Below are 26,774 nucleotides of genomic sequence, written 5' to 3'. Positions count from 1 at the left end.
ATCACCATCCGCCACAACGTCCTCGAAGGCGCCTTCCACACCGGGATCATGATCACCCAGGACCGCTACCGCTCCACCAACATCACCATCGCCGGCAACTGGCTCTCCGGCGGATCCTGCACCCTCAACATCGCCGAGAAAGCCCGCGGCCCCATCACCGGCCTCACCATCCGCGACAACCGCTTCGGCACCTCACGCATCACCAACTGCCCCATCATCGCCCCACCCACCACCACCCAGATCGCCACCATCACCAACAACCTCTGGGACACCACCAACACCCCCATCACCATCCGACGAGGCTCCTGAGGAACCGGACGGCTCAGGCGCGCTGAGCACCGACCTCGTCTCGCACGAGAACCTTCGCGAGCTCGTCGACCGACGCGGTGATCATGTCGAGCGCTCGACGGTAGCGGTGCATGCTGTGGCGGTAGGGGTCCGGGATCTCGTCGTCCGCCGGACGCCGAGGCGGTGAGCGGTGCAGCTGGACGTAGGCCAGCGCGGCGGCGAGTCGCTTCGAGTGGGAGGCCTCGGCCTCGACGAGCTCGTCGGGGCGCGCCGTCTCGAGGATCCGCGTGAACTCGCGGAGGAGGAAGGTGCGCTGCACCGCAGCCGGCTCCATCTGGACCACCGCCTTGCGGTGCTTCGTCGTCATGACGAGCACCAGGTCGGTCGACGAAAGGGTCGGCCGATCGAGCGCACGCCCCTCGAACCCCTCGGTGTCGATGTCTCGCAGGGCGAGGAGCTTGGCCATGGGTGAGTCGACAGGATCGCCCACGCGGGCGTAGAGCCCGGCGCTCGCCACGGTCAGATCGCTCTCTCCCAGGCGCTGGCGCAAGGCAAGCTGAGCCGCTGGGGAACGGCAGATGTTGCCCGAGCAGACGAAGAGGAGGTGCGCCACCCCACGAGACTACCGTTCGGCATCAATCTCAGGACGTAGCAAGCGCACACCTTTAACATAGACTCCACATCGGCCGCCACCGGAGGGCGGACACGCATCTCCCTGGGAAGTGCGAACGGCGAGCTCGAAGGCTGAGATGGATTCCAACGCGTACCTGCAGGTGCTCCGTCGACGATGGCTCGCGATCGTCCTCCTCGCCGCACTCGGAGGAGCGTTCGCCGCCGCCTACGTCCAGACGGTGACACCCCAGTACCGCTCGACCGCGACCCTCTTCTACGCGCTGGCGCGGACGGACTCCGTGTCCGAGCTCGTCCAGGGTTCGGACTACACCCGCGAGGTCGTGAAGTCGTACGCCTCGGTCGCCCGGACCCCTCGAGTGCTGACTCCGGTCATCGACGATCTCGACCTCGACACGACCCCGCGTCGTCTGGCGGGGTCGATCACCGCGTCGGCGCCGCTGGACCAGGTGATCATCGACGTCACGGCGACGAGCGCGTCGCCCGTCGAAGCGGCTCAGATCGCCAACGCCACCGCTCGCAGCCTGGCCACCGAGTCCGAGGCGCTCGCCCCGAAGACGCGCAGCGGTCGAGCAGCGCTGGACGTCTCGCTGATCTCGACCGCGACGACGCCGGAGTTCCCCTTCTCCCCCAACAAGAAGCTCTACGTCGCCGGCGGCCTGGCGGCCGGCCTGGGCGTCGGCCTCGCGCTCGCGCTCATCCTGGAGCGTCTCGGGAGCCGGGTCCGAACCGAGGCGGACGTCGAGGCCTACACCGAGGCCCCCGTGCTCGCACGCATCCCGCGCCAACGGTCCCGACGCGTCACCCCTGCCGCCCACAACGACGGTCGCGACATGGCTCGGAGCGAGGCGGTGCGTCGACTCCAGATCAACCTCGAGTCGCTCGGCATCGGTCTGACACCGGGCTCGGTGATGGTCACCTCCGCGCGGCCGGGCGAGGGCAAGACCACGACGACGGTGGACCTCGCCGCCGCGATGTCCGAGGCGGGCCACCGCGTGCTCCTGGTCGACGCCGACCTCCGGCGTCCGCGGGTGGCGAGCTACCTCGGGCTCGAGGGGAGCGTCGGGCTCACCAACGTGCTGGCCGAGCAGGTCGAGCTCGAGAATGTCGTCCAGCCGTGGCTGAGCGAGAACCTGCACGTCCTCCCCGGTGGCTTCGTCCGCTCGACCCCGGCCCAGGTCCTCGGTTCCGAAGCCATGCGTCGGTTCTTGCGCGACTCCTTGATGACCTACGACATCGTCCTGCTGGACGCCGCGCCGCTGATGCCGGTCGCCGACTCCGTCGCGCTCGCCAAGCTGGCCGACGGCACGCTGCTCGTCGTCGACAGCCGCTCGTCCAAGCCCGCCGACTTCAAGCAGGCGTTGCAGGTGCTGAGCGTCGCGGGCGCGAGTCTTGTCGGAGTCGTGCTCAACAAGACCACCGGTGGACGCTCCGGCCAGTACGGCTACGACCAACGTCCTCGCCGCTTCGACTTCCTGCGCAGAGAGCGGGATCCCCACGAGAACCGCGCGCCCGCTCTGGATCGCACGGGCAGGTAGTCGCGATGTCGACGATCGGGGCGTCCGACGTCCCCGGAGGCATCCAGACGTTCGCACCCCTGCGGCCGGCTGTCCCGGAAGCGGTCCCGCGCGAGACCCGCCCGTACCTCGCTGCGCTCGCCGCGATAGCGACCTTCGTGCTGGGCCTCAACTACCGGGTCGGCGGGTTCCTGCCAGTGGCGCTCCCGCTCCTCCTCGCCCTGGCACCGCTCTGGTTGCCCCAGGTGCGCCGCTACCGCGGAGGGCCGTTGGTCGTCTTCGGGGGGCTGCTCGCCGTGCTGTCCGGCTACTGGCTGATCCGGATCGTCACCGGGATCGACCATGAGCTCGACGAGCGGGCGGGGATGGCGACTGGCCTCGCGTACGTCGTCGCGTTCCTCGGTGTCGGTTTCCTCCTCTGGGCTCGCAGCGTGCTGGGCGTTCCCGCAACGGCACTGGCCTATGCGCTGGGAGTGCTCGCCTCGACCGCCGCCTTCCAGGCAGGTGCGACCGACAACCCCTGGAAGTTCGCGTACTCGTGGCCGGTCATCGTGATCGTTCTCGCGGCGTGCGCGCTCAAGCGCAGCCACCATGCCGCCGTGGGGCTGCTCCTCGTGCTCGCTGCGTTCAGCGCCGCCAGCGACGCTCGGAGCCTGATGGGGATATGTCTGGCGACGGCGGCCCTGGTCCTCTGGCAGCGGCGCCCAGGAGCCGGGTCCCACGCCCTCGCGCGCCGCGGCAGCACCCTCGTCCTCCTCGCGGTGATGGCGTACGCCGGCTACTCCGTCGTCACCTCGCTCCTGCTCGGCGGCGCACTCGGCGACGAGACTCGAGAGCGCACGCAGGCGCAGATCGAGCGGAGCGGCAACCTCCTGACCGGTGGTCGTCCCGAGTGGTCGGCCACCATCGCGCTCATGCGTGACCAGCCGGAGGGCTTCGGGCTCGGCGCCGTACCCAACTTCCACGACGTCGCCACCGCGAAGACGGGCCTCGCCCCGCTCAACATCCCGACGATCGAGGGATACGTCGACAACTACATGCTCGGCCCGCAGTTCACCTTGCACTCCGTCGTCGCCGATATGTGGGCGAGCCTCGGCGTGGTGGGGCTGGTCGTGGCGCTCGCCGTGGTCTGCCTGCTGATCGGCTCGCTGGTCCGGGGGATCACGGCCCGCGAGGCGTCGGCGCTTGTCGTCTTCCTGGGACTGATGGGGCTGTGGGACCTCGGCTTCTCCTCCACGTTCTCGGTCCTCGTACGGCTGACTCTCGCCATCGCAGTCCTCCTGACCGTCCGGGCGGGATCCACCGCGCCGTGGCAGGAGTCGCCGCAGACTTCACCGAGCCTCGAAGGAGGCGATGATGCCGCGCACGTCCACCGGTGAGGACGTCATCGTGCTCGAGACCTTCCTCGAGCCGTCAGCCGGGACGAACCCGTACATGACCCAGCTGGCCCGCAACATGCCCGACGGCGTGCGGATCCTGACGTTCGGCTGGAGACGTGCACTTCTCGGACGTTACGACGTCCTGCACATCCACTTTCCCGAGCTGCTTCTCCGTGGGTCGACGCGTCCGCGGACGTACGCGCACCGTCTTCTGGCGGTGGTGCTGCTCCTTCGGTGCTGGCTGCGCCGCACAGCCGTCGTCCAGACTCTCCACAACCATCGCCCTCACGAGGACCGCGGCCCCGTGGAGCGGGTCCTCCTCCGGGCGATCCGGGCGCGGACGGACTGGTGGATCCTGATCAACACCGTCGACGCCGCCCCTCGGCCGGGCCGCGCCACGACGATCCTGCACGGCCACTACCGGGGCTGGTTCGCCGGATGTCCGCGGCCTCCACGTTCGCCGGGGCGGCTCGCTTACGTCGGGATGATCCGCGAGTACAAGAACGTCCCGGCGCTGCTCGCCGTCTTCAGCCAGGTCGACGATGACAGCCTGTCGCTGGTCGTCGCCGGCCAGCCCCGCACCGACGACCTCACCTCCGCACTCTCACGAGCGGCCGCGCGTGACGGGCGCGTGAGGCTCGACCTCGCCTATGTCGACGACGACACCCTGGCGCGGACCGTGTCAGAAGCAGAGCTCGTAGTCCTGCCCTACACCGAGATGCGCAACTCGGGCGCCGCGCTCCTGGCGCTCTCGCTCGACCGGCCGGTGCTCGTGCCACGTGGCACGGAGAACGACGCGCTGGCCGCGGAGGTCGGCGAGGACTGGGTGCTGCGGTACGACGGCCCGCTGACCCGCGAGGTGATCACCGCCGCTGTCGACGTCGTCCGCCGTCCGCGAGCTGCCGACCGCCCGATGCTCGACGGGCGGGACTGGAAGACCGCGGGTCACCTTCACCGCGAGGCGTTCCGCGCGGCGCTCACCCGTCGCCGCCACCGCCGAGAGGACTCCACCACCAGATGAGCGTGTGGCGCGCAACCCTGAGCACGGCGGGGACCCGTGTCGGAGTCATGGCTGTCTCCGGACTCCTCGGCATCGTCACCAGCCGACTGATCCTTCAGTACTTCGGCGTCGAGGCCTACGCGCAGTACGGGCTGCTCAACGGTGTCCGGCTCCTCTTGCCCTTCGCCGACCTCGGCATCGGTGCCGTGATCATCAACGCGATCGCGCAGTCACCAGACGCACGGCGGGACCGCGAGGTGCTCGCGACGCTGACGACCGCGTTGCGCTACCTCACGATCTCCGGCGTGGTCATTACCGTCCTCAGCCTGCTGTTCCTCTCGCTCGGGTGGTGGCCGACGCTGTTGGGCGGCGCGCTCCTCCCGGGCGGGGACGTCGTCGCGATGCTCTGCCTTGCCGTGTTCGGTCTCTCCCTGCCCCTCGGGCTCGGTGTCCGGATCCTCATCGGGCTCGGCAAGAACTCGATGCAGACAGCCGTGCTGGGGCTCGCGTCGCCGCTGTTCCTCATCGGGCTGCTGCCGCTCATCGCCCTGGGCCACGATGCCGGCAACTACGTCGCGCTGATCTCGTACGTGGCCGGCTCCGTGACGTCGGCACTCACGCTCCTGCTCGGCGCACGCTTCCTGCGACCGCAGGTGCGGAAGGCCTTCCGAGACGCCCCGCGGGTGCGTTCGGTGCGCAACGTCAAGGTCGGGCATACCGCGTGGCCAGCACTCGTGATGGCGATGGCGGTGCCGATCGCGATGCAGACGGACCGGTTGTTCATCTCGCACCTCAGCACGACCCGCGAGCTCGCCAACTACAACTTCGCCTCACAGATCTTCGGCCTCGTGCTCCAGACGATCATCGCCGCAGGGATCACCTTGTGGCCGTACTTCGCTCGTGCGCGAGCGACGTCGTCGGTCGAGAGCCCGTTCGGGATCATGGCCGCATTCGTCGTCGCTGCGGGGGTCCTCGCCGGCGTCTTGTGTCTGGCTCTGCCGTTCCTCACGCAGGTCATCACCGACGGCAAGCTCGACCTCGATCCGCTCCTCGTTGTCGGCTTCGTCGCCCTCGTCCTCACCCAGGCGGCAAACTATCCGCTCGGGATGTACATGACGGACCCCAAGGGCTTCCAGTTCCAGGTCGTGCCAGTGGTCTCGACCGTCCTGGTAAACATTCCGCTGACCTGGGTGCTCGTCGAGCCGCTCGGAGCCGCCGGCCCAGTTCTCGCATCTGCAGGAGCACTGTTCGTCTGCCAGGTCCTGCCCGCCGTCTGGTGGGTACGTCGCGATCTCGCGCGGCGCCGACTCGCTCTGAACCACTAGCGCTCCGTCTGGCTCAGACCTCACCCCACAGGCGCGAACGCACTGATCCGCGGGTCCCACGGTGCGCCCTCGAGGAGACATCGGGTCACCAGCACGTACCGCCCGACGTAGTCGTCCTGAGTCAGGCCGCGGTCAGCCGATCGGTCCCCGGCCGCGTCGGACTGCTCTGACACCGCGTCGATGATCGCCTTGGTCAGCGCGTCGGGCTCGCCCACAGGAACCAGCGTGGCTTCTCCCTCGACGTAGTCGGCGATGCCGCCTGCGTCGCTCACCACCAGGGGCCGTCCGGCGCTGAGGGCCTCGATGCACACCGTGGCACCGGACGCGTGGGCGTTGTCGAGCAGAGGGACCGCCACCACGGCCGCGGACGAGTAGAGCGCCGCCAGGTCCCGCACGTTCGTGACCGGCGCGACGGTGGCGTTCGCAGGCCAGTCGAGCCCGGTCGCGCGCGGTGACCGGGTGGCCACGGCGAAGTCCACCTCGGGGAGGCTGCGGGCGGCCTCGCGCAAGGCCTCCCAGTCACGGTGTCGGTCGTTGCCGATCGACAAGACCAAGGAGCGCCCGCTCGGCGCGACCTCGGCACCCGTCTCCCCCGCGACCGATGCCGAGCCGAACGGCACCAGCAGGACCTCCCGCCCAGTGACGCGCCGACGCGAGATCTCTCGGTTGCACCGGCTGTGGACCAGCTCCACCTCGGCACCGCGAAGCAGCGACGCGTACAGCCGCCGCCGCCACGCCGGGAGGTCCGCCCACTCGTCCCAGAGCCACACCGTCTGCGCGATCACCGGGGTACGGCGGCTCTTGCGCTCGAGCCTCTGGACCGCCAGCACGGCCAGGTGCTCGCGCTCGGTGTGCGTCCACACCACGTCTGAGTCGGCGACGAGTCGCCGGTTGCGGAATGCATGAACCAGGTCGAACCCGAGGCGTTGACGGAAGGCCTCGCGGAGACGTCTGCCAAGCCTGCCCTCCGGGTGGGACCGTGCCCACGCCATGTCGAACCAACGCTGGGCCTTCTCGTACCCGTACGGCGTGACGTCCCACGCGAGGCCGGCCTCGTGACGGCGACGCCATTCCTCGGGATCCTGCGCGTGGCCGAGGACGACCGCCACCCGCGGCCGTGCAAGAGAGGGCTCGCTCACCTGCGGCACCTCCCGCGCGTACTCCGAGTAGCGGTGGCCGAGGATGCCTGCCACCATCCCGGAGCCACGAGCGATGTTGCGGGTGCCCTGCGCGCGCTGCGACAAGGAGCCGGTCAGACGACCGGCCGTCCAGCGCAACGCCCCTCCAGCGACGCGCACCGTGCCCTGAGCGAGCAGGCTGGCGCGCTGACGGAGGCGGGCCCCCGGTCCGACGCAGACGGCGAGGTTGGTCCGGCTCCACGAGTTGCCGCTGCGATAGGAGCGTCGCACGACCCAGTCGCGGGTCAGACGCTCCGGCGGTACGACGTCGGTCACCAGTGCCTCGTCGCACCAGACGAATCGCCCGCCCTGTAGGCGCGCGTCGTGACTGAAGAGGGTGTCCGAGCCGCCGGTGAGCCCGAACCGGTTGTCGAACGCCAGGCCGAGGGACCGTAGGAGGCGGAGGTCGAGCAGGAGGTTGTTGGTGGCCACCACGTCGACGACGGTTCCCGTCGGAAGACGGCGGCGCGTGAAGAAGCGGCCTGCGAGGATCCATGGCTCCGGCGCGTGCGCGAACTCTGAGACGACCGGTCCGACCACGCCCAGGACACCAGGATGGTCTTCGTACGTCCGCACGAGCGCGTCCAACCAACCGTCGCCGGGGCGCTCGTCGTCGTCGATGAAGACGAGCAGGTCGGCGTCGTCGACCTCGGCGAGCGCCCGGTTCCGCGCGGCGGCGATGCCCGGCGTCGGCTCGTGCGCGTAGCGGACGTCGTCGCCCGGGAAGGAACCTACGACGTCGCGAGCACTCGCCGACGGGTCGTTGTCGATGACCTGCACGTAGGCGTGCCCCGGGTACGAGGCGGCCTGGGCGACCAGCCGCGGCAGGCTCGCCTCGATGTCCTCAGGGCGCCGGAACGTGAGTACGGCGATGGCTACCGTAGGCCGAGACGGCACGTCAGTCGATGACCTTGGCGAGCAGGTTGTCGTAGACGAGCGCCTGAGGCGCGTTCGTCGCCGAGCCTCCCAGGTATCCGGAGACGCCGACTCCACCCGCTGCCTGCAGCGCAGCGGTGGAGTCCGTCGCCGAGGCCGTCCACGATGCCGGCTCCGCCTCCCCGGTCTTCCACACCTTGGCGCGGACCGTCGTCGGTGAGGTGCCGACCGCCTGCACCTTGACCTTCAGGACGTCGCCGAGCTGGTAGGAGAGACCGGGGGCCACGGTGCTCGCGAGCAGCGACTCGGCTCCGCCGACGAAACGGCTCGGCGAAACGACGACCTGCCCATCGGGCTGAAGTCTCAGGCGCACCCGGTAGCCGTCGTTGACCGAACCACGGACCCCGAACCAGGCGAAGATCCCCGAGCCGGTGAGGACCTTCTCGGCGCGGACCTCGGCCGTCAGCTCCGTCGACGTCCCGCTGACGGAGCTCAGCCATGCAGTCGACGTGCCTCCGGCAACGTGCATCTGGAGGCGGCCGACCCCGTCGGCGACCGAGTAGTTGCTGGCCAGCCAGGTGGTCGACCAGGAACCACCGACGTCTGCCGTCCCGAATCCGTTGGTCGCGGTGCGCCCGAAGGCGTCCTGCGCGATGACCGCATCGGGCGGCGGGAGGCTGACGGTCACGTTGCGGGTGACCGATCCCGTCGCACCGTCGTCGTCGGTCACCGTCAGCTTGACCGCATAGGTCCCCGCCGAGGCGTACGTCTTCTGCGGCGACGCACCGGTGGCCGTCGTCCCGTCACCGAAGGTCCACGCGTAGGACGCGATCTCCCCGTCCGGATCGGACGACCCCGACGCGTCGAACGACGCCGACAGGTTGTCGGTCGACGACGTGAACGACGCGGTGGGAGCCTGGTTGACCGGTGGTGCAGTCACCGTGACGCTCTGCGTGACCGACGCCGTCGCTCCGTCGTCGTCGGTCACCGTCAGCTTGACCGCGTAGGTCCCCGCCGAGGCGTACGTCTTCTGCGGCGACGCACCGGTGGCCGTCGTCCCGTCACCGAAGGTCCACGCGTAGGACGCGATCGCCCCGTCCGGATCGGACGACCCGGACGCGTCGAACGACGCCGACAGGTTGTCGGTCGACGACGTGAACGACGCGGTCGGCGGAAGGTTCTGCGCCTCGCCCGTCGTCCCGGTGAGGTGGTGAGCCGCGATCTCTCCGGCCGGCAGGGCCCGCGGATAGACAGCGACCTCGTCGATGCGCCCGCTCAGGTTGTTGGACGTGCCGCGGTTCGGCCAGCTGCTCGAGAGCTGGTCGCTCCCGATGCGCCAGTAGCCGAGGTAGGCCTGGCCCCACTGCGTGTCCGTGCGCTGCCCGACCATCGTGCCGTCGAGATAGAGCTTCATGCCCGACTTGTCCAGGCTCGCCGCGAAGTGGTGCCACGTGTCGTCGTTGTAGCCGTTGCCCGACTGCACCGTCCGGATCTCGCCGGGGTTGACACCGAACGTCACTCGACCGCTGCCGTTGATGTAGAGAAGACGGTCGTGCGTCGAGGAGTTGCCGGTCTTTGAGCTGCCGAAGCCGGCGATCCTGCCACCCAAGATCGAGCTGGTACGGAACCAGCCCTCGATCGTGAAGGCGTTGGGCGCGAACCTCAGCTCGTTGGAGTTGATGCGCCCGCTGGTGCTTCCGTTGAGGCTCGACGCGGTACCCGGAGACACCGCACCCGAGACGCCGCGGGTCACGCCCGAGCCCGCAGTCCCGTTGTCCGTGCCGCCCCAGTCCTGGACGCTGGTGCCCGAGGCCTCGTCGAGCCGGTAGTACAAGGTGGGCTTGCTGCCGAGGACGGCTCGGGCGTAGGGGCCGTACGGGGTACCGCCGCTGCCGAGCACCGAGGTGGACCCGTTGCCGCTCCAGCTGACGTTGTTGTCAGGGTCGGTGACCCGCACGCGGTAGGTGGAGGTCTGGCCGGCCGTGAGTCCGGTGTCCACGAAGGTGAGGGTCGGCCGGTGGTAGAAGTTGGAGCCCTGCGTCACCTCGTACACCGGGGTGGTCGTGTTGCCGTTGCGATAGACGCGGTAGGTGAGGCTTCCGCTGTCGGGATCGGTCGCGGCCTGCCAGGAGACCTGCGCGGTGCCCGGCGCCTTCGAGGTCACCGTCGGGGTCAGGCTGGGCGACGCGCTGGGTCCGACGTTGTTCGGCGCGAGCGACCGCTTGGCGAAGCGTACGAGGCCCTGCTGCGCGACGTTGTTGACCTTCGGGAACTCCCCGCCGTAGACCATGTAGTCGTCGTTGCCGGTCACGCTCCAGGCCGCCTGGCTCTGTCCTGTGAACGAGCCGACGTCGATCGTCGGGAACCAGTCGAGCAGTGTCGGGGACGGGTTGTTGTGGAAGCTCGGGTAGCCCATCGTGTCGCGCGACACGACGCCCGTGGCCTGCTTCGAGAGCGCCGTCGCCTGGTAGAAGTCCCACGGCTCCGTCTGGGCGAATCCACCGATGTTGCCGCAGTAGTGCTTGTGGCCGGCGGCGTACACCGCCTCCTTCGCCGGGTACACCGAGTACGTGTCACCGTGGCAGTCGTCGAGCCACGTGATCTGGCCGGTCGAGCTGGCTCGGAACGTGCCCTCGAACCCGCCACTCCCGTAGTAGTCGTAGCCGCTGCCGTAGACGCCGTCCTCGTCGGTGGCGAGGCTGAGGATCGCGGCGCCGTCGCCGGTGTTCTTCACGACCTGGTTCATCGGCCACCCGAGAGTCGCGCCGGACGTCGGGTCGACGGCGGCAAGGCCGCGGGCCTGGGCACCGTTGACGTTGCCGAAGTGCCCGCCGATCACGACTCGGGACCCGTCGGGCGTGATCGTCAGGGCGTTGACGCGATGGTCTGCCGCGGGCGCCCATGGCCGCACCGCCGCGTTCGAGGCGGCGAAGGCTGCGAGCCGGGTGCGGCTCTCGTTTCCGGCGCGGGAGAAGATGCCACCCGCGTAGACGGTGTCGTTGGTCGCGACGAGAGCGCGCACCTGCGAGTCCGTGCCGGTGTTGAAACCCGGGACAAGAGCGCCGGTGGCCGTGTCGAACGCGGCGATCCGGTAGCGGTTCTGCCCGCTCACCTGGGTGAACGAACCGCCGATGTAGAGACGAGAGCCATCGGGCGAGGCCGTGACGGCCAGCGCCTGTCCGTTCAGGTTGGGGTTGAAGCTGGAGATCAGCGCACCCGTCCTGATGTCGAAGGCCAGCATGTAGTTGCGAGTCACGACGTTCTGGCCTGCGGGCGACCCCGCAGGCCGCGCCTGCGTGAAGTTGCCGACGGCGTAGACCGTGTTGCCGACGACCTCCTGGTCCCACACCACCCCGTTGATCTGGACGGTGGGCAGCCCGTCCGCGGTGACGGTGACCGGCGTCGCGGGATCGGACGGTGCGGAGTCGGCCGGCGCTGGCGCGGTGACCGCGCCGAGGAGCGCCACGGTGAGCGCGGTGGCAGCACCGACGGCACCGAACCGGCGAAGGGTGGACTGGCGACGCATGAAGGCCTCCGAGAAAGGGTGGTCGAACGGTGACAACCTAGTCCGAGCAGGAGTCACGATCAGCAGGTTGTTCGTTTTGCGATGTCGCGTTCGGGACATCGCCGAGGTCAGGGCATGACACCTCTGAACGCCACGATGTCGGCGTCGCCGGAGTAGCTGACGCTCACGACCGCGCGTCGCGCGTCGGGCTTCGGGAGCTGGAAGACGTAGCGACCGGTCGCCGACCCGCCGACCGCGAGGCTCCCGTCGAAGGGTCGGGTCCGCTTGTCACCGAGCACCGGCGAGGCCGGCTGGTTCTGGCGGCCCACGTTCAGGTTCACGACCGCGTCGCCGAGCTGGACCGGCTTGCGGCTGTCGTTCGTCACGCGGACGACCACCACGACGCCGGGTCCCTCCACCTCACCAGCCCCTTGGGCCGAAGCACGGACGTCCTTCAGACGAACGACCGTCGCCGTGACTCCGTCTCCCATGTCGGCAGACTCGCTCATCGGAACCGGCTTCAAGGTCCCCGGATAGAGCCCGTCCGAGCCGTCGGACACGGACGTGCCGGGATCGGAGCCGGGCTCGTCCGTCGAGGGCGCGGAGCCGCCGTCGTCGGGCGCCGGTGTGTCGCCCGACGACTCCTCGGCCCCAGGCGTCGACGCTGCTCCGGCGGTCGCCGTCGGCTCGGCCTTCTCGCCCCGTGTCCCGGCCTCCGGCCCGTCGTCGCCGAGCACGAGCACCGCCACGACCAGGAGAACGACAGCCGTGACGACGCCCACTCCGACGACCACGACCAGGCGCCGCCGTCCCTCCGCGTTCTCGCTCACCGAACCGTCCCTCGCTCCTCGTCGCCCCGATGCTCTGAGCCTCTCGAGGCTAACGTGGCCGCGGAGCGATGTCCGCCGTTTCGGAGCACCGAGGCTACCGTCACGTCTACGATGACGCGGACCCGACCGGTCTCGAGACTCGAGGAGGAGCGTGACCGCGACGACCGCCATCGTGACGGTGAACTACGCGTCGCACCGCCTCCTCGCGACGAACGAGGCGCTGCGGCAGGCTCAGGACGAGGGCCTGCACGTCGTCGTCGCCGACAGCTACTCGTCGGCCGGCAACCGCGACGCGGTGGCCGCTCTCTGCGCCGACCGGGGCTGGCAGCTGGTCCCCCTCGCCGGCAATCCCGGCTTCGGCAGCGCCGTCAACGCCGCGGTCGCCGCCCTCGACGAAACAGTCGCCACGCTGGTCCTGCTCAACCCGGACGCGTCCGCCCCCGCCCGCACCCTGTCTCACCTGGCCGACGCCGTCCGAGCCGACCAGGCCGCGATCGTCGCGCCGCGCATCGTGCGCCCTGACGGGTCGACGTGGTCGGAAGGCGGCGACATCCTCGTCGCCGAGGGCACCACCCGCACCGCGGGCGTACGGATCGAACAGGCGTCGCATCCCTGGCTGAGCGGCGCGTGCCTTGCCGTGTCGCGGCCACTGTGGGAGCGGCTCGGGGGGTTCGACGACGACTACTTCATGTACTGGGAGGACGTCGATCTGAGCTATCGCTGCGTGACGGGGGGCGGCCGCGTCGTGGTCAGGCGTGACCTCGAGGTCGTCCACGACGTCGGCGGCACCCAGGGGGGCGGACGCGCGAAGTCCGACCTCTACTACCGCTACAACTGCCGCAACCGGTTGCTGTTCGCGTCGAAGCACCTGACCGCCGACGAGATCCGCGGGTGGATCTCCACGGCGCCCTCGTACGCGCGCGACGTGGTCCTGCGCGGCGGGCGACGTCAGTTCCTCGAGCGTGGCCCGGGACCGCTCGTGTCCGCTGCGCGCGGATCGTGGGAGGGCTACCTCCGCGCCCGGCGCGCGTTGCGCTGAGCGACCCGCCGCGTCATCCTCGGCGGCGTCCCGAGGCGACGCCCCGGGTCGAGTGCCCGCCCGCGATCTTCTCGAGGAGCTTCTCGTAGCCCTCGGCGACGTCGTCCCAGCGGTAGAGCTCCGCTGCGCGGTCCTGGAGGCGCCGGCCCGCCGCCCTCATCTCTGCCGGGTCGGCCTCCGCGCGCTCGAGGCAGGAGGCGACGTCCCCGGCATCGCGGAACACGAGACCGTCACCACCGAGCACGCCGGCGTTGAAGGACACGTCGTAGGCCGCGACGGCCGTGCCGGCGCCCATCGCACGCAGGAGCGACGGATTGGTCCCGCCGACCGAGTGACCGTGGACGTAGAGCAGGGCGTGCGCATAGAGCTGGTCGAGCAGCTCCTGGTCCCACACGCCGCCGATCAGGCTCACCCGGCTGCGCTCGCGCGCCGCGAGACCCTCGACCCGAGCCGTGTAGTCGTCGGCGTACGGCGCTGACCCCACGACGACCACCGGCAACCTGGCACCGGATCTCACGGCACCGTCGACGATCTCGGAGACATGGTTCTCCGGCTCGAACCGAGCCACGACGAGGTGGTATCCCCCGGGCTCCAGCCCGAGGTCGGCGAGCCTGTCCGCGGGCGGGTCTCGAAGGATGGGTGCGCCGTACGCCAGCAGCTCGGTCGGCAGACCGAACTCGTCCTCGTAGTAGTCGGCGATTCCCTGCGCGTCCGCGATCACAGCGTCGGCCCAGCGCACCGACAGCGCCTCCGCCGCACGGTAGTAGCGCTTGCCGGCGCCGCCCCACTTGGCGCGCTTCCACTCCAACCCGTCGGCATGGAGCGCGGTGGGGATGCCCCGGAGGCGCAGAGCGGGCAGGAACGGGGCGTTGGCGGCGTTGAAGACCACCGCGGCGTCGTAGCGTGCACGGCCGAGCGAGACGTGGCCGACCGAGAGCGCGGTGTGCGACAAGGTCTCCAACGCCTTGCGCCGGGCCGCGGGCAGGTGCACCAGGGTCATACCGCGGTAGCTGTCCGCGCCTCCGCTCCCCCGGCAGTAGACCGTGACCTCGTGTCCTCGGTCGACGAGACGTCGGCCGACCTCCTCCACGGCGGTCTCGAACCCTCCGTACTGCGCCGGGACGCCGCGGGTGCCCAACAGGGCGATCCTCATCGTGGGCCCCCGGAGGCCCGGTCCAGCGCGCGGAGCTCGCGCCACCACTTGACGAGCGCTGCCGCGAGCGCTGCCGCGTTGGCGAGCATGAGCGCGGTGTAGACGGCGGTGAACGCCGGCCCCCAGGCGAGCAGCACGAAGACGAGACAGAGGACCCCGTAGTCGGTCGGGAGCAGCAACCAGCGGCGCGCCGGGTGCTCCTCGCGGTCGACGTCGATCGTCGACCCACGTGACCCTGCCGGCCGGAGGGTCGGGACCAAGATCAGGCCGAAGAAGGTGACGACCGCCACGACCTCGTACGCCACCGGGACCAACAGCCAGCCGGCCTCGTCGTACGTCGGCCACCGGAACCAGGAGATCAGGACCGCCAGGTGGAGCGTGCTCGTCTTGATGCAGTCGATCATGTGGTCGAGCCACTCGCCGCTGCGCGAGCCGGCCCCCGCCAACCGGGCCAGCTGTCCGTCGACGGAGTCCATGACGTAGCCGAGGGCCAGGAGGACCGCGATCGCGCAGGCGGTCACCACGGTGGGCTCGGTCAGCGCCAGCAGGGCGATCGCGGCGGTGGACAGGGAGGCGCTGATCGCCGTCGCCTGGTTGGGCGTCATCCCGACCGTGCTGACGACCGCGGCCACCTGCCGACCGAGAGGTCTGTTGACGTGCCGCGAGTAGGCGGCGGTGCCCTTGGCCGGCTTCTGCGCCCGCCGGAGCGCGTCGAGAGCCTCCTTGACCGTCCTGGTCGCGGTGGTCACGAAGTCCGTCCCGCGCTGGGAGCCGAGGCTTGCCCGTCGCTGCCGGTTGACCGCGAACGCAGCCGCTGCACGCGAGACTCGACGCCCCAGCGGGTGACCTTCCGTACGGCCTCCACCACGATGCCGCCGTTCATCTTGGACTCACCCCGTTCGCGCTCCACGAAGGTGATCGGAATCTCCTGCAGAGTGAAGCCGCCTCGCACCGCGCGCCAGGCGAGATCGATCTGGAAGCAGTAGCCCTGGCTGTCGACGGGCTCGGCGACCAGCCTCTCCAGCACTTTCGCGTCGTACGCGCGGAACCCGCCGGTCGCGTCGCGGACGGGGAGACCGAGCGCAAGACGGGCATAGAGGCTGCCTCCGCGCGAGAGCAGCCGTCGGTGCCACGGCCAGTTGACGACACCACCCCCCGGCACCCAGCGTGAGCCGAGCGCCACGTCCGCGGACCGCAGCCCGGCAAGCAACCCGGGGAGGTCCTGCGGCCGGTGCGAGCCGTCGGCATCCATCTCCACGACCACGTCGTAGTCGCGCTCGAACGCCCACGCGAACCCGGCCAGGTAAGCGGCGCCGAGCCCCTCCTTGCCGGCTCGGTGGAGCACGAACACCTGGGTGTCCTCGCCGGCGAGACGGTCAGCGATCTCACCAGTGCCGTCGGGCGAGGCGTCGTCGGCGACGAGGACGTCCGCGGTCGGCACGCAGCGCCGGATACCGCTGACCGCACCCACGACGTTGTCCGCCTCGTTGTAGGTCGGGACGATGACGAGCGTGCGCGGAGCTCGCGAGGTGTCCGTGGACATGATGGATGATCCCCGTCTGGCTGAGGCGTGTACGAGGTTGCGACGCTATCAACTGAGCGGCGGGCGGGCGGACGATCGCACGATCCCGGCCAGTGGTGCGCGTCGCATCTCGTCTTGGGACAACCCGGTCAGACGCGACCTCTCCTCGGCCTACGGTGGACGGATGACTTCGGTTCTCGAGCGCTCGCGCGCCCGACGTCTCGCTCACGAGCTGGCGACGTTCGGCGCTGTCGGCCTGACCGGGTACGTCGTCGACGTCTCGGTGTTCAACCTCCTGCGGTACGCGGGTCCTGGGCTGCTTGAGGACAAGCCGTTGACCGCCAAAGCGATCTCCGTGTTCGTCGCCACGCTCGTGACCTACTTCGGCAACCGCACGCTCACGTGGCGGCACCGCGCTCGGGCCAGCCGACTCCGTGAGTACAGCCTGTTCTTCGTCTTCAACGGGATCGGCATGGCGATCGCCCTGGGCTGTCTCGCTGTGTCGCACTACCTCCTCGACCTGACGAGCCCGCTGGCCGACAACATCTCCGCGAATGTCGTCGGCCTGGCGCTCGGCACCGCGTTCCGCTTCTGGGCCTACCGCACGTTCGTCTTCAACCAGGTCCGTACGCCGCCGGAGTCTGCCCCGGAGATGGCCGAGATCACCGCCCCGGGCCGGTGAAGGTCCCTCTGCACGCCGCCCTACGATCGTCTCGGAGCCCAGCCGGCCAGGAGGAATCGTTGCGCACCCACCGATCCGTGCTTGTTGCCCACCCGTCCGCCGACGTCTACGGATCGGATCTCCAGCTCCTGGAGAGCGTGTCGGCGATCGTGGAGCGTGGCGGCCAGGTCCGCACGGTGGTTCCGGAGGACGGGCCGCTCGTCGAACGGTTGCGAGAGCGAGGTGCCACCGTCGACGTCGTGTCGTTCCCGGTGCTCCGCAAGAGTCTGTTGTCGCCGGTCGGACTGCTCGGGCTCCTGCTGTCCCTCCTCCGGGCGTTTCCCCGACTCCTCCGGGCGTGCGACCCGTCACAGGTCGACGTCGTCCTCGTCAACACCCTCACCATCCCCTGGTGGTTGCTCGCGGCCCGTCTGCGCGGCGTCCGGACGGTCTGCCACGTCCACGAGGCCGAGGACGAGGGCAACGCCGTCGTGCTCGCCGCTCTCGCCGCACCGAACCTGCTCGCCGGGTCGATCGTCGTCAACAGCAACGCGTCGGCCGCTGCGCTGACGCGCCGTGCGGGCCTGCTGCGTCGCCGGATCGTGGTGGTGCACAACGGTGTTCCCGGGCCTGACACGAGGCCCGAGCCTCCCCGGGCCCGTCGACCGGGAGATCCGGCCAGGCTCGTCGTCGTCGCACGGGTGTCCCCTCGCAAGGGGGTCGATGTCGCTCTCGATGCCACGGCGCTGCTGCGGCAGCGCGGCCACGACGTGACGCTCGACGTCTGCGGCTCGGTGTTCCCTGGCTACGAGTGGTTCGAGCGCGAGCTCCGGGCCCGGGCCGCACAGACGCCGTTGGAGGGTGCCGTGACGCTGCACGGATACGTGTCCCCGACCTGGCCCGTGCTGGCGGCGGCAGACGTCGTCCTCGTGCCGTCGCGCGTCGAGCCCTTCGGCAACACCGCCGTCGAGGCGCTGCGTGCCCGGCGGCCGCTCGTCGCGTCCGGTGTCCAGGGCCTGATGGAGATCGTCGAGGACGGGGAGACCGGCCTGCTGGCGGAGCCTGGCGATGCCGAGGACCTCGCCGACGCGGTCGAACGCTTCCTGGCTGATCCGACGTGGGCCGCCGAGGTGGCCGAGGCGGGTGAGGCCGAGGCACGGGCGCGGTTCTCCGTCGCGGCCTATCGCGAGAGGATCGCCGCGGCGCTGGGAGTCGCCTCGCCCGCGACGATCAGCTGTTGAACTCGCGCTGTGCGACCTCGAGGCCCGAGGTGAGCAGTGTCTCGACGGCGTCCGCCGCGGTCTCGACGACCAGCGGCAGCTCCTTGCGCTCCGTGCTCGAGAACGGCTTGAGCACGTAGTCGGCAGGGCTCTGGCGACCGGGCGGACGACCGATGCCCACCCGCACCTTGTAGTAGTCGCCGGTGCCCAGCGACGCGCGGATGGACTTCAGCCCGTTGTGGCCGTTGTCCCCGCCGCCCAGCTTGACGCGCATGGTCTCGTACGGGAGGTCGAGCTCGTCGTAGACCACGACGAGCTGCTCGGGCGGCACCTTGTAGAACGTCGCCAACGCCTTGACGGCACCGCCGCTCTCGTTCATGTAGCCGCGTGAGCGGCCGAGCACGACGCGGACGCCGGAAGGGCCGCCGAGGCGACCCTCCACGACGTCCGCGCGCGTGGGCTTGTGCGACTTCCAGCGGCCACCCGCTCTCTCAGCGAGGGCGTCGGCGACCATGTAGCCGATGTTGTGACGCGTCTGGGCGTACCCGGGTCCGGGGTTGCCCAGGCCGACGACGAGCCATGGCGATTCCGTCATGGCGTCGTCGTTCTCCTGCTCGCGTCGGTGAGCCGGGGCTCGGAAGATCCGTCCCAGGATCACTCGGCGGGTGCGGCCTCGGTCTGCTCGGCCTCGGCGGCCTCGGCGGCCTCGGCGGCCTCGGCCTGCGACTCGTCACGCTCGATGCCGGCCTCGGCCTCGGCCTCCTCCAGCTCGGCCTCGACCTGCGCCGCGGTGGGCTCGGCCACGATGTTGACGATCAGCAGATCGCCGTCGACGGCCAGCGACGAGCCCTTGGCCAGATCCAGGTCGGACGCGTGGATCTGAGCACCGGCGTCGAGGCCCTCGACCGAGACCTCGATCTGCTCGGGCAGGTGCGTCGCCTCGGCCTCGATGGGGACCGAGGAGTTCTCGGTGACGACCATCGAACCGCTCACCGACTCGCCGGTGACGACGATCGGGATGTCGACGGTGACCTTCTCGCCCTTGCGGACGACCAGGAGGTCGGCGTGCTCGATGAAGCCCTTGATCGGGTCGCGCTGGACCTGCTTGGGGAGGACCAGCTGGGCGTCCCCGTCGACGTCGACCGACAGCAGCGCGTTGGGCTGCTTGAGCGCCAGCATGAGGTCGTGGCCTGGCAGCATCACGTGGATCGGATCGATGCCGTGGCCGTAGAGGACGGCAGGAACCTTGTTGTCGCGACGGATACGGCGAGCGGCGCCCTTGCCGAACTCGGTACGCGTCTCAGCCTTGATCTTGATCTCGGACACGGCGGAACTGCTCCTTAAAAGCGGGGTCTTCGTGCGGGTCGCGCCTCGGCGACGGTGGTCTTTCGGACGGCCGCATCGCGCACTGAGTCCAAGACACCAAGTCGATCACGGCTGACGGAAAGCCAACCCTCGCCGAGGCAACTTCCCCATCATACAAGGGCGGAGGCAAGGCTGTCGAAGCGGGCTTCGAGACGGGTACGGCGGAGGCTCAGGCCTTGCCGTCGAACAGGCTCGTGACGGACCCGTCCTCGAAGACCTCACGGATGGCCTTCCCGAGCAGCGGCGCGATGGAGAGCTCGGTCAGCTTGTCGAACCGCTTGTCCTCGGACAGCGGCAGCGTGTCGGTGATGATCACCTCGGCTGCCGAACAGCTTGCGAGTCGCTCGACCGCCGGCCCCGAGAATACGGCGTGGGTCGCCGCGATGACGACGTCGGCGGCTCCGGCGTTCATCAGCGCCTCGCACGCCTGGACGATGGTGCCGCCGGTGTCGATGAGGTCGTCGACCAGGACGCAGGTGCGACCCTCGACCTCACCGACGACGCGGTTGGCGATCGACGCGTTCGGACGGTCGATGTCGCGCGTCTTGTGGATGAACGCCAGCGGCACGCCGCCGAGCTTCTCGGCCCAGTTCTCGGCCACCTTGATGCGGCCCGCATCCGGCGACACGACGGCGAGCCGCTTGTCGCCGTAGCGCTCGAGGACGTACTCGGTGAGGATCGGCATCGCCATCAGGTGGTCGACCGGGCCGTCGAAGAAGCCCTGGATCTGAGCGGTGTGGAGGTCGACGACCATCAGACGGTCGGCGCCGGCGGTGAGGAACAGGTCGGCCATGAGGCGCGCGGAGATGGGCTCGCGACCGCGGTGCTTCTTGTCCTGTCGGGCGTATCCGTAGAACGGCTGGATGACCGTGATCCGCTTGGCCGAGGCCCGCTTCAGGGCGTCGACCATGATGAGCTGCTCCATGATCGCCTCGTTGATCGGCGCGGAGTGGCTCTGGATCACGAACGCGTCCGAGCCGCGTACGGATTCCTGGTATCGCACGTAGATCTCGCCGTTGGCGAAGTCGTACACCGACGTCGGGACGAGCGAGGTGCCGACCTCCTTGGCGACCTCCTCGGCGAGAGCGGGGTGGGCTCGACCCGAGAAGAGCATGAGGTTCTTCTCGGTGGTGCGCTTGATGCCGGTCACGTGGGACTCTCCTGGGCGTCGTCGCTCTGGTCGCCGGCGGCCGCACGGGCGGCCGCCTCGGCGGCTGGGGTCCCGGGGCGTTTCCTCGCGACCCACCCTTCTATCGTCCTCTGTGATCCAGCCGACACCGCAAGTGCCCCTGGCGGAACGTCCTCGCGGATCGTCGCTCCCGCACCGGTGAAGGCGCCCTCACCGACGCTCACCGGGGCGACGAACGTGTTGTTGCACGAGATGCGGGCGTGAGCGCCGATGGTCGTGCGGTTCTTCTTGACGCCGTCGTAGTTGGCAAAGATCGAGCCCGCGCCGATGTTCGCGCCCTCTCCGATGTCGCCGTCACCGACGTACGAGAGGTGAGGGACCTTCGCGCCGGGAGCCAGTCGGGTGTTCTTGGCCTCGACGAACGCACCGAGCTTGCCGCCGGCGCCCACCGTCGTGCCCGGGCGGAGGTAGCTGAACGGACCCACGGTCGCCTCGGCCTCGATCACCGACAGCGAGGCGTGGGTGCGGACCACGCTGGCGCCGTCACCGATCTCCATGTCCTGAAGCGTGCAGTCGGGGCCGATCAGGGCGTCTTCGCCGATGCTCGTCGCGCCGAGGATCTGGGTGCCGGGCAGGATCGTGGTGTCGGGCCCGATCGAGACGTCGACGTCGATCCAAGTCGTCGCCGGGTCGACCACGCTCACCCCGGCGAGCATGTGGCGCTCGACGATGCGGCGGTTGGCCTCGGCGGCGAGACGGGCGAGCTGGACGCGGGTGTTCACACCCTCGGTCTGCACGGCGTCGGCGATCTCGTACGCGCCGACCTCGCGGCCTTCGGCGACGGCGAGACCGATGAGGTCGGTGAGGTAGTACTCGCCCTGGGCGTTGTCGTTGCCGAGCGTCCGCAGCGCCTCGCGCGCCCATGCGAGATCGAAGGCGAGGATGCCGGAGTTGATCTCGTCGATCCTGCGCTGCTCGTCGGTGGCGTCGCGCTCCTCGACGATCTCGACGACGCCGCCGTCGGCGCCGCGGACGACGCGACCGTAGCCGTGGGGGTTCGCGACCTTCGCCGTGAGGACGCTGAGGGTACGGCCGTGCTGCCGGTGGTCCTCCACGAAGCGCTCGAGCGTCTCGGGCTCCAGCAACGGCACGTCGCCGTACAGCACGACCACGCTGCCGACCGCCTCGTCGCCGAGGGAGGCCAGCCCGACCGCGACGGCGTGGCCCGTGCCGAGCTGCTCCTCCTGCACGGCCTGGATCACGTCGGGATCGACCTGGGCGAGGTGCTCCGCGACCTGTTCACGCTGGTTGCCGATCACCGCGACCACATGCTCCGGGGAGATCCCTCGGGCGGCGTGGAGCGCATGACCGAGCAACGTTCGCCCGGCGAGGGGGTGGAGGACCTTCATGGTCTTGGACCGCATCCGGGTGCCGCCACCGGCGGCCAGCACCATCACGATGGTCGGAGCCTGCTCGCTCACGGGTTCCTCTCGTACCGACGACTCGGGCGGATGAGCTCCCCGGGTAGGAGTCGAACCTACGTCGCTTGATCCGCATTCAAAGTGCGGCGGGCCCTGCCGACAGACCAACCGGGGATCATCCGCCCCCAGCGTACGGAACCAACGGGCCCCTGCACACACCGAGCCGGACGCCGGACCTCCTCAGTCCCGTCGCAGGGCCGACTCCCGACGCAGGGTCACCGCGCTCACCGCGACCCCGAGGAGCGCGGTCACCACCGGGACGAGCAGCGCGGCCCGGAAGCCGTCGAGCCCGATCGTCGCCGCGGGACCGGACACGGCAGCCAGGACCACCGCGACCGCGGCGAGCCCCAACGCCGACCCGAACTGGAAGGACGTCGACAGCAACCCGCCGGCAAGGCCCTGCTCGTGCGCAGCGACCCCGTTCGTCGCCTCGATCGTGAGCGGCCCGTACGTCAGCGCGAACGCGATGCTCACCAGGACGAAGGAGGGCAGCAGTGCCGCGTATGACCAAGTCCGCCCCGAGCCGGAGCAGCGACGCGTAGGCGACGGCGGCGACCACGAACCCGCTGAGGAAGACCACCGTGTTGCCCCAACGCGCCACGAGCAGCGGCGTGATGGTCGGGGCCAGCACGGCGTCGAGGCCGAGCACCGCCATCGCCATCCCGGTCTTGACCTCCGACCATCCCCGCAGCTCCTGCAGGTACAGCACCATCACGAACTGGAACCCGACGAACGCGCCGACGAGCAGCAGCGCCGCGAGGTTGGCGCGGACCAGGCGCCCGGACCGGAGGATGCCGAGCCGTACGACCGGCGCCGGCGCCCGCCGTTCGAGGGCGACGAAGAGACCGAGCAGCGCGAGGCCCAGCACGCCGACCACCACCGTCCTGAGCGCAGGCGCCTGCGGCGACTGCACCAGCGCCAGCACGACGAGCAGCATCGCCGAGGTGAGGGCGAGAGTCCCCCTCACGTCGAACCGCTCCCGCGCAGACCCGTCGCCGCGCTCGTCGCGTGGGACGAGCGCGACGGCACCGGCGAACAGCACGGCCGACATGATGACCGGCGCGAAGAAGACCCACCGCCAGTCGATCGCGGTGAGCAGGCCACCCACCATCATCCCGAGGGAGAAGCCGCCGGCGGCGGCCCCGGAGTAGATCAAGAGGGCGCGGTCACGACGCGGCCCCTCAGCGAAGGTCGTGGTCACGAGCGCCAGACCGGCCGGGGTGAGGAAGCCGGCCGCGACTCCGGTCACGAAGCGGGAGACCACAAGCATCCACCCGTCGACCGCCACACCTCCCAATCCGGAGAAGAGAAGGAAGACGACCAACCAGGTGAGGAAGGTCCGCCGGCGCCCGAGGACGTCGCTCGCGCGCCCCCCGAGCAGGACGAAACCGCCGTAGCCGAGGGCGTACGCGCTGACGACCCACTGCAGCCCGGTGGTCGACATGTCGAGGTCTGCCCGGATGGACGGCAGGGCGACAGCCGTCATCGACAGGTCGATCCCCTCGAGGAAGATGGCGCCGCACAGGACGGCCAGCATCGGCGCGTCGCGGGCGCGCGCCCGCGATCGAGAGGGTTGCGCGGCGGTGTGCTCGGTGGGGACGCGTTCGTGCATGACGTGCTCCTCGTGTGGTTACTTCTTGTCACTGAGCCCATCGTGAGGAACCATGAGGACTTATGGAAGAAGGCACTTCAGAAGAACCGACGCACTGCGACGACACCGTCCCGTACGACGCCTTCCAGTGGGACTCGCGCGAGGACTGCGAGGTCCGCCAGATCCTGGACCGGGTGGCCGACAAGTGGTCTCTTCTCGTGATCTCCCTGGTCGGCAACCAGACCATGCGGTTCACCGAGCTCCGGCGGGCCATCGACGGCATCAGCCAGCGGATGCTCACGGTGACGCTCCGGCACCTCGAGCGCGACGGGCTGGTCGAGCGGACGGTCCACCCGGTGGTGCCACCGCGCGTGGACTACACGCTGACGCCGCTGGGGTGCACCCTGCTCGAGACGATCCAGTCGCTGGTCCGGTGGACCGAGGAGCACCAGAGCGAGGTGGCGAGGGCTCGAATGTCGTACGACCGCGCCCGAGCGGGCGTAAAAGTTGCTCAGGCGGGTACCGCCAGCAAGACTTAACCTACGCGCGCGTAGGTTGAAACGCCCGCGCTCGCGCGAGACTGCCGTCGAACACGAGGACCTCCACATGTCAGTACGCACCGAGACCCCCCCGCTACACAACGAGGCCGGCTTCGGCGCCGAGGGCGCACCCCCCGGCAAGCCTGAGCAGATCATGCTCGGGATCTTCGTCGTGCTCCCGATCCTCGCCATCCTGGCCGCGGTGCCTGTCGCCTGGGGCGGCTGGCTCGGACCGCTCGACCTCGTCCTGCTGGCGGTCTTCTACGTGATCTCCACCCTCGGCGTCACCGTCGGCATGCACCGCCTCTTCACCCACAAGGCGTTCAAGCCCAATCGCGGGGTCAAGATCGCGCTGGGCGTGGCCGCCAGCCTGGCGATCCAGGGACCGATCACGCGCTGGGTCGCCGACCACCGCAAGCACCACAAGTTCTCCGACCGTGAGGGCGACCCGCACTCCCCGTGGCGCTACGGCGAGACGGTGCCCGCGCTCACCAAGGGCTTGGCCTACGCGCACCTGGGATGGATGTTCAACGCCGAGCAGACTCCTCAGCGCCAGTACGCGCCCGACCTCCTGAAGGACCGCGACATCGTCCGGCTGTCGAAGCTCTTTCCGATGTGGGTGCTGATCTCCCTCGCCCTGCCGCCCGTGATCGGTGGCCTGGCGACATGGTCCTGGCAGGGCGCGGCGACCGCGTTCTTCTGGGGCTCCCTCGTCCGGCTCTTCCTCGTCCACCACGTGACGTGGTCCATCAACTCCATCTGCCACACGGTCGGCGAGTCGCCGTTCAAGTCACGCGACCACTCCGGCAACGTGTGGTGGCTGGCGATCCCGTCGATGGGCGAGAGCTGGCACAACCTGCACCACGCCGACCCGACCTGCGCGCGCCACGGCGTGCTGCCCGGTCAGATCGACATCTCGGCCCGCGTCATCTGGCTCCTCGAGAAGGCGGGCTGGGTGCGCGACGTGCGGTGGCCCGTCCCGTCCCGGATCGAGGCCAAGCGCGTCGAGGCCACCGCGAGAGCCGCGGCCTGACCTCTCGAGCGCCGCGGACGCGTCGCCGCGTCCGCGGTTAGCTGTCCCGCTTGGTCTGGTGGGTGCCGATGTCGGCCTCGGCGATCCCGATCACGAGTGCCGAGATGGCGCCGAAGATGGCGAGAGCCGTCCCGATCGGCTCCCACGGGTTGCTGTTGAGGGTGCCGCCCCGGACGAGCAGCAGGATGGTGGCCCCGGTGATCACGAACGCCGCCACCACGGCGACCACGAGACTCCACTTGGCCAGGGTGCTGAGATGCATGCGACGCGACCTCCTCAGAGGATTGGATGTCTCCTCCAGAGTCGACCTGCCGCGGCGATGCCGCAAGCAGAGCCCGCGCGGCCGAGGTCGTGACGCCGACCCGGGCATGATGTGAGGCGGCCGGGCACGGTGCTTCGTCCACCATGCCCGGCCGCCTCCTCCTGCGATCCGCCGTGAGGTCAGTCGGGGCAGGAGTTCCGATAGTCCGACAGCGCCGTCGAGGTAGGCGCGGGGCACAGGAACTGCGAGTACCGCGTGTCGGAGTCGACGTAGCGCTTGAGCCAGGTCACCATCAGGCGGCCCTGCCAGTCGGGGTTGGTGTTGGCGGCGAGGTGGCTCTCCCCGCGCAGCTCGCCGTACGCCCGCTCAGGTGCCCCGGTCAGGCTGTTGTAGAACGGGATCGAGTGGGAGCTGTTGGCGGCGATCGAGTCGTTCTGGGCACCGATGATCATCGTCGGGACCCGGATCCCCTGCCAGGTCTTGTCGGTGTTCCACGGCTGGAGCGCGACGGCCGCCTTGAGGGTGGGCCGCGAGTTCGCTGCCTCCAACGTGCCGCCGCCGCCCATGGAGTGGCCGGAGGCCGCGAGCCGGGTGGCGTCGACGCGCGACCTCACCGAGCTGCGCTCGGTGAGGTAGTCGAGTGCCGTGAGGATCTGGCGCCCCCGGCTGGCGGGCTGGTCGAGCGTCGAGCTCGTGTCGATCGCGAACACGACGAAGCCGTGCGACGCGACCCTGCGCGCGAGCCCGGCGTACGACCCGGACGTCGCCGTGAAGCCCGGAGCGAGAACCACTCCGCCGAACGTCCCGGCGCTGGTGGACGTGGGGTAGTAGATCGTGCCGCCCCCGAAACCGGAGGCACTCAGCCGCGACACCGAGGTGGTGCTGACCGCGAACGACCCGTTGCCGAGCACGCTCGAAGCCGTCGGGGCAGGGCCCCGCTCGTACGGGTTGTCGGCGGCGGTCGCGGTCGGAGCCGTCGCGCCCACCAAGGGCAGGGCCACGGCCGCGAACAAGGTCACGAGCCGGAGCACAAGTGGTCTGAACATCATCGGTCTCCCATCGGTTCCGCGGCCCAGGGATGCCCCGGAACGACCGGGGAGACCGCGAGGTGAACGGGACGTTAACGCCCGATCACAACCTGGACAAGAGCACTAGAAGAAGTTCTGTGACGTGCTATGTCGGTGGTGACTAAGCGCTTGCTTAGGCCCTGGATAGTGGAGAATCTCGCGCCATTCGGGAGATGCACCGGAC

24 protein-coding genes and 1 tRNA gene are annotated in these 26,774 nt (G+C 69.8%); 10 read left to right on the top strand and 15 right to left on the bottom strand.

The window, feature by feature from the left end; all coding sequences use genetic code 11:
* A partial coding sequence (locus tag KV102_RS11065; RefSeq protein WP_220346209.1) for a hypothetical protein occupies positions 1 to 309 on the top strand: 309 nt, incomplete at its 5' end.
* A gap of 13 nt (positions 310 to 322) precedes the next feature.
* Here KV102_RS11065 and KV102_RS11060 read toward each other — a convergent pair.
* Complete coding sequence (locus KV102_RS11060; RefSeq protein WP_220346208.1) at positions 323 to 901, bottom strand: hypothetical protein; 579 nt, start codon at positions 899 to 901, stop codon at positions 323 to 325.
* Between the two features lie 136 nt (positions 902 to 1,037).
* Here KV102_RS11060 and KV102_RS11055 point away from each other — a divergent pair, with 136 nt between their 5' ends.
* Genes KV102_RS11055 through KV102_RS11040 form a run of 4 tightly spaced genes read left to right on the top strand, consistent with a single transcriptional unit; the run spans position 1,038 to position 6,139 of the window.
* Entirely contained in the window at positions 1,038 to 2,456 is a 1,419-nt protein-coding gene (locus KV102_RS11055; RefSeq protein WP_220346207.1) for a polysaccharide biosynthesis tyrosine autokinase, read from the top strand.
* 5 nt (positions 2,457 to 2,461) lie between these two features.
* The gene (locus KV102_RS11050) at positions 2,462 to 3,814 is read left to right on the top strand and encodes a hypothetical protein (RefSeq protein ID WP_220346206.1); all 1,353 of its coding nucleotides are present in this window, start codon (positions 2,462 to 2,464) and stop codon (positions 3,812 to 3,814) included.
* A complete protein-coding gene (locus KV102_RS11045; protein ID WP_220346205.1) occupies positions 3,792 to 4,835 on the top strand; it encodes a glycosyl transferase in 1,044 nt (347 codons plus the stop codon). Before KV102_RS11050 ends, KV102_RS11045 begins: the two co-directional genes overlap by 23 nt.
* Positions 4,832 to 6,139, top strand: coding sequence for a hypothetical protein (locus KV102_RS11040; RefSeq protein ID WP_220346204.1), 1,308 nt, complete (start codon positions 4,832 to 4,834; stop codon positions 6,137 to 6,139). The genes KV102_RS11045 and KV102_RS11040 overlap by 4 nt, the downstream gene beginning before the upstream one ends.
* A 20-nt stretch (positions 6,140 to 6,159) precedes the next feature.
* Here the strand turns inward: KV102_RS11040 and KV102_RS11035 are convergent, their stop codons facing one another.
* From KV102_RS11035 to KV102_RS11025, 3 genes are all read right to left on the bottom strand, one after another.
* Complete coding sequence (locus KV102_RS11035; protein ID WP_220346203.1) at positions 6,160 to 8,214, bottom strand: glycosyltransferase; 2,055 nt, start codon at positions 8,212 to 8,214, stop codon at positions 6,160 to 6,162.
* A 1-nt stretch (position 8,215) separates the two neighbouring features.
* Complete coding sequence (locus KV102_RS11030) at positions 8,216 to 11,719, bottom strand: PKD domain-containing protein (protein WP_220346202.1); 3,504 nt, start codon at positions 11,717 to 11,719, stop codon at positions 8,216 to 8,218.
* Positions 11,720 to 11,826: 107 nt separating this feature from the next.
* Positions 11,827 to 12,528, bottom strand: coding sequence for a hypothetical protein (locus KV102_RS11025; protein ID WP_220346201.1), 702 nt, complete (start codon positions 12,526 to 12,528; stop codon positions 11,827 to 11,829).
* Positions 12,529 to 12,679: 151 nt separating this feature from the next.
* On the opposite strand from KV102_RS11025, the gene KV102_RS11020 reads away from it, so the two are divergent.
* Positions 12,680 to 13,567: a glycosyltransferase family 2 protein gene (locus KV102_RS11020; protein ID WP_220346200.1), complete on the top strand. Its 888-nt coding sequence runs from the start codon at positions 12,680 to 12,682 to the stop codon at positions 13,565 to 13,567.
* 13 nt (positions 13,568 to 13,580) lie between these two features.
* On the opposite strand, the gene KV102_RS11015 is transcribed toward KV102_RS11020, so the two are convergent.
* The 3 genes from KV102_RS11015 to KV102_RS11005 are packed head-to-tail and all read right to left on the bottom strand — an operon-like array spanning position 13,581 to position 16,263.
* Complete coding sequence (locus KV102_RS11015; RefSeq protein WP_220346199.1) at positions 13,581 to 14,720, bottom strand: DUF1972 domain-containing protein; 1,140 nt, start codon at positions 14,718 to 14,720, stop codon at positions 13,581 to 13,583.
* Positions 14,717 to 15,469 carry a CDP-alcohol phosphatidyltransferase family protein gene (locus tag KV102_RS11010; RefSeq protein WP_220346198.1) on the bottom strand — a complete coding sequence of 251 codons (753 nt, stop codon included), beginning with the start codon at positions 15,467 to 15,469 and terminating at the stop codon, positions 14,717 to 14,719. Before KV102_RS11010 ends, KV102_RS11015 begins: the two co-directional genes overlap by 4 nt.
* Positions 15,466 to 16,263 carry a polyprenol monophosphomannose synthase gene (locus KV102_RS11005; RefSeq protein ID WP_220346197.1) on the bottom strand — a complete coding sequence of 266 codons (798 nt, stop codon included), beginning with the start codon at positions 16,261 to 16,263 and terminating at the stop codon, positions 15,466 to 15,468. The genes KV102_RS11010 and KV102_RS11005 overlap by 4 nt, the downstream gene beginning before the upstream one ends.
* 163 nt (positions 16,264 to 16,426) lie before the next feature.
* Here KV102_RS11005 and KV102_RS11000 point away from each other — a divergent pair, with 163 nt between their 5' ends.
* Complete coding sequence (locus tag KV102_RS11000; RefSeq protein ID WP_220346196.1) at positions 16,427 to 16,924, top strand: GtrA family protein; 498 nt, start codon at positions 16,427 to 16,429, stop codon at positions 16,922 to 16,924.
* 77 nt (positions 16,925 to 17,001) lie between these two features.
* Complete coding sequence (locus tag KV102_RS10995) at positions 17,002 to 18,144, top strand: glycosyltransferase family 4 protein (RefSeq protein WP_220346195.1); 1,143 nt, start codon at positions 17,002 to 17,004, stop codon at positions 18,142 to 18,144.
* Here KV102_RS10995 and pth read toward each other — a convergent pair.
* The 6 genes from pth to KV102_RS10965 form a co-directional block, all read right to left on the bottom strand.
* On the bottom strand, positions 18,134 to 18,718 hold the full coding sequence (gene pth, locus KV102_RS10990) for an aminoacyl-tRNA hydrolase (protein WP_220343616.1): 585 nt from the start codon (positions 18,716 to 18,718) through the stop codon (positions 18,134 to 18,136). The two genes, KV102_RS10995 and pth, sit on opposite strands and share 11 nt — an antisense overlap.
* A gap of 59 nt (positions 18,719 to 18,777) precedes the next feature.
* Positions 18,778 to 19,449: a 50S ribosomal protein L25/general stress protein Ctc gene (locus tag KV102_RS10985; RefSeq protein ID WP_220346194.1), complete on the bottom strand. Its 672-nt coding sequence runs from the start codon at positions 19,447 to 19,449 to the stop codon at positions 18,778 to 18,780.
* 208 nt (positions 19,450 to 19,657) lie between these two features.
* Positions 19,658 to 20,638, bottom strand: coding sequence for a ribose-phosphate diphosphokinase (locus KV102_RS10980; protein WP_220343614.1), 981 nt, complete (start codon positions 20,636 to 20,638; stop codon positions 19,658 to 19,660).
* Positions 20,635 to 22,098, bottom strand: a complete 1,464-nt coding sequence (gene glmU / locus KV102_RS10975; protein WP_220346193.1) for a bifunctional UDP-N-acetylglucosamine diphosphorylase/glucosamine-1-phosphate N-acetyltransferase GlmU — start codon at positions 22,096 to 22,098, stop codon at positions 20,635 to 20,637. Before glmU ends, KV102_RS10980 begins: the two co-directional genes overlap by 4 nt.
* A 35-nt stretch (positions 22,099 to 22,133) precedes the next feature.
* Positions 22,134 to 22,213: transfer RNA gene (locus tag KV102_RS10970), tRNA-Gln, on the bottom strand.
* The gene (locus tag KV102_RS10965; RefSeq protein WP_255560607.1) at positions 22,214 to 23,710 is read right to left on the bottom strand and encodes an MFS transporter; all 1,497 of its coding nucleotides are present in this window, start codon (positions 23,708 to 23,710) and stop codon (positions 22,214 to 22,216) included.
* Between the two features lie 62 nt (positions 23,711 to 23,772).
* Between KV102_RS10965 and KV102_RS10960 the strand changes: the two genes are divergently transcribed.
* Together KV102_RS10960 and KV102_RS10955 are read left to right on the top strand one after the other, a co-directional pair.
* Complete coding sequence (locus tag KV102_RS10960; protein WP_220346192.1) at positions 23,773 to 24,228, top strand: helix-turn-helix domain-containing protein; 456 nt, start codon at positions 23,773 to 23,775, stop codon at positions 24,226 to 24,228.
* 67 nt (positions 24,229 to 24,295) lie between these two features.
* The gene (locus KV102_RS10955) at positions 24,296 to 25,261 is read left to right on the top strand and encodes an acyl-CoA desaturase (RefSeq protein WP_220343610.1); all 966 of its coding nucleotides are present in this window, start codon (positions 24,296 to 24,298) and stop codon (positions 25,259 to 25,261) included.
* 37 nt (positions 25,262 to 25,298) lie between these two features.
* Here KV102_RS10955 and KV102_RS10950 read toward each other — a convergent pair whose 3' ends face one another.
* Together KV102_RS10950 and KV102_RS10945 are read right to left on the bottom strand one after the other, a co-directional pair.
* Positions 25,299 to 25,523: a hypothetical protein gene (locus KV102_RS10950; RefSeq protein ID WP_220343609.1), complete on the bottom strand. Its 225-nt coding sequence runs from the start codon at positions 25,521 to 25,523 to the stop codon at positions 25,299 to 25,301.
* A 179-nt stretch (positions 25,524 to 25,702) separates the two neighbouring features.
* Entirely contained in the window at positions 25,703 to 26,569 is an 867-nt protein-coding gene (locus KV102_RS10945; protein WP_255559635.1) for a serine aminopeptidase domain-containing protein, read from the bottom strand.
* Between the last annotated feature and the right edge of the window lie 205 nt (positions 26,570 to 26,774).

The sequence above is a fragment of the Mumia sp. zg.B53 genome (genome assembly GCF_019550935.1).
GTDB lineage: Bacteria > Actinomycetota > Actinomycetes > Propionibacteriales > Nocardioidaceae > Mumia.
This window is presented reverse-complemented; position numbering and strand designations above follow the sequence as displayed.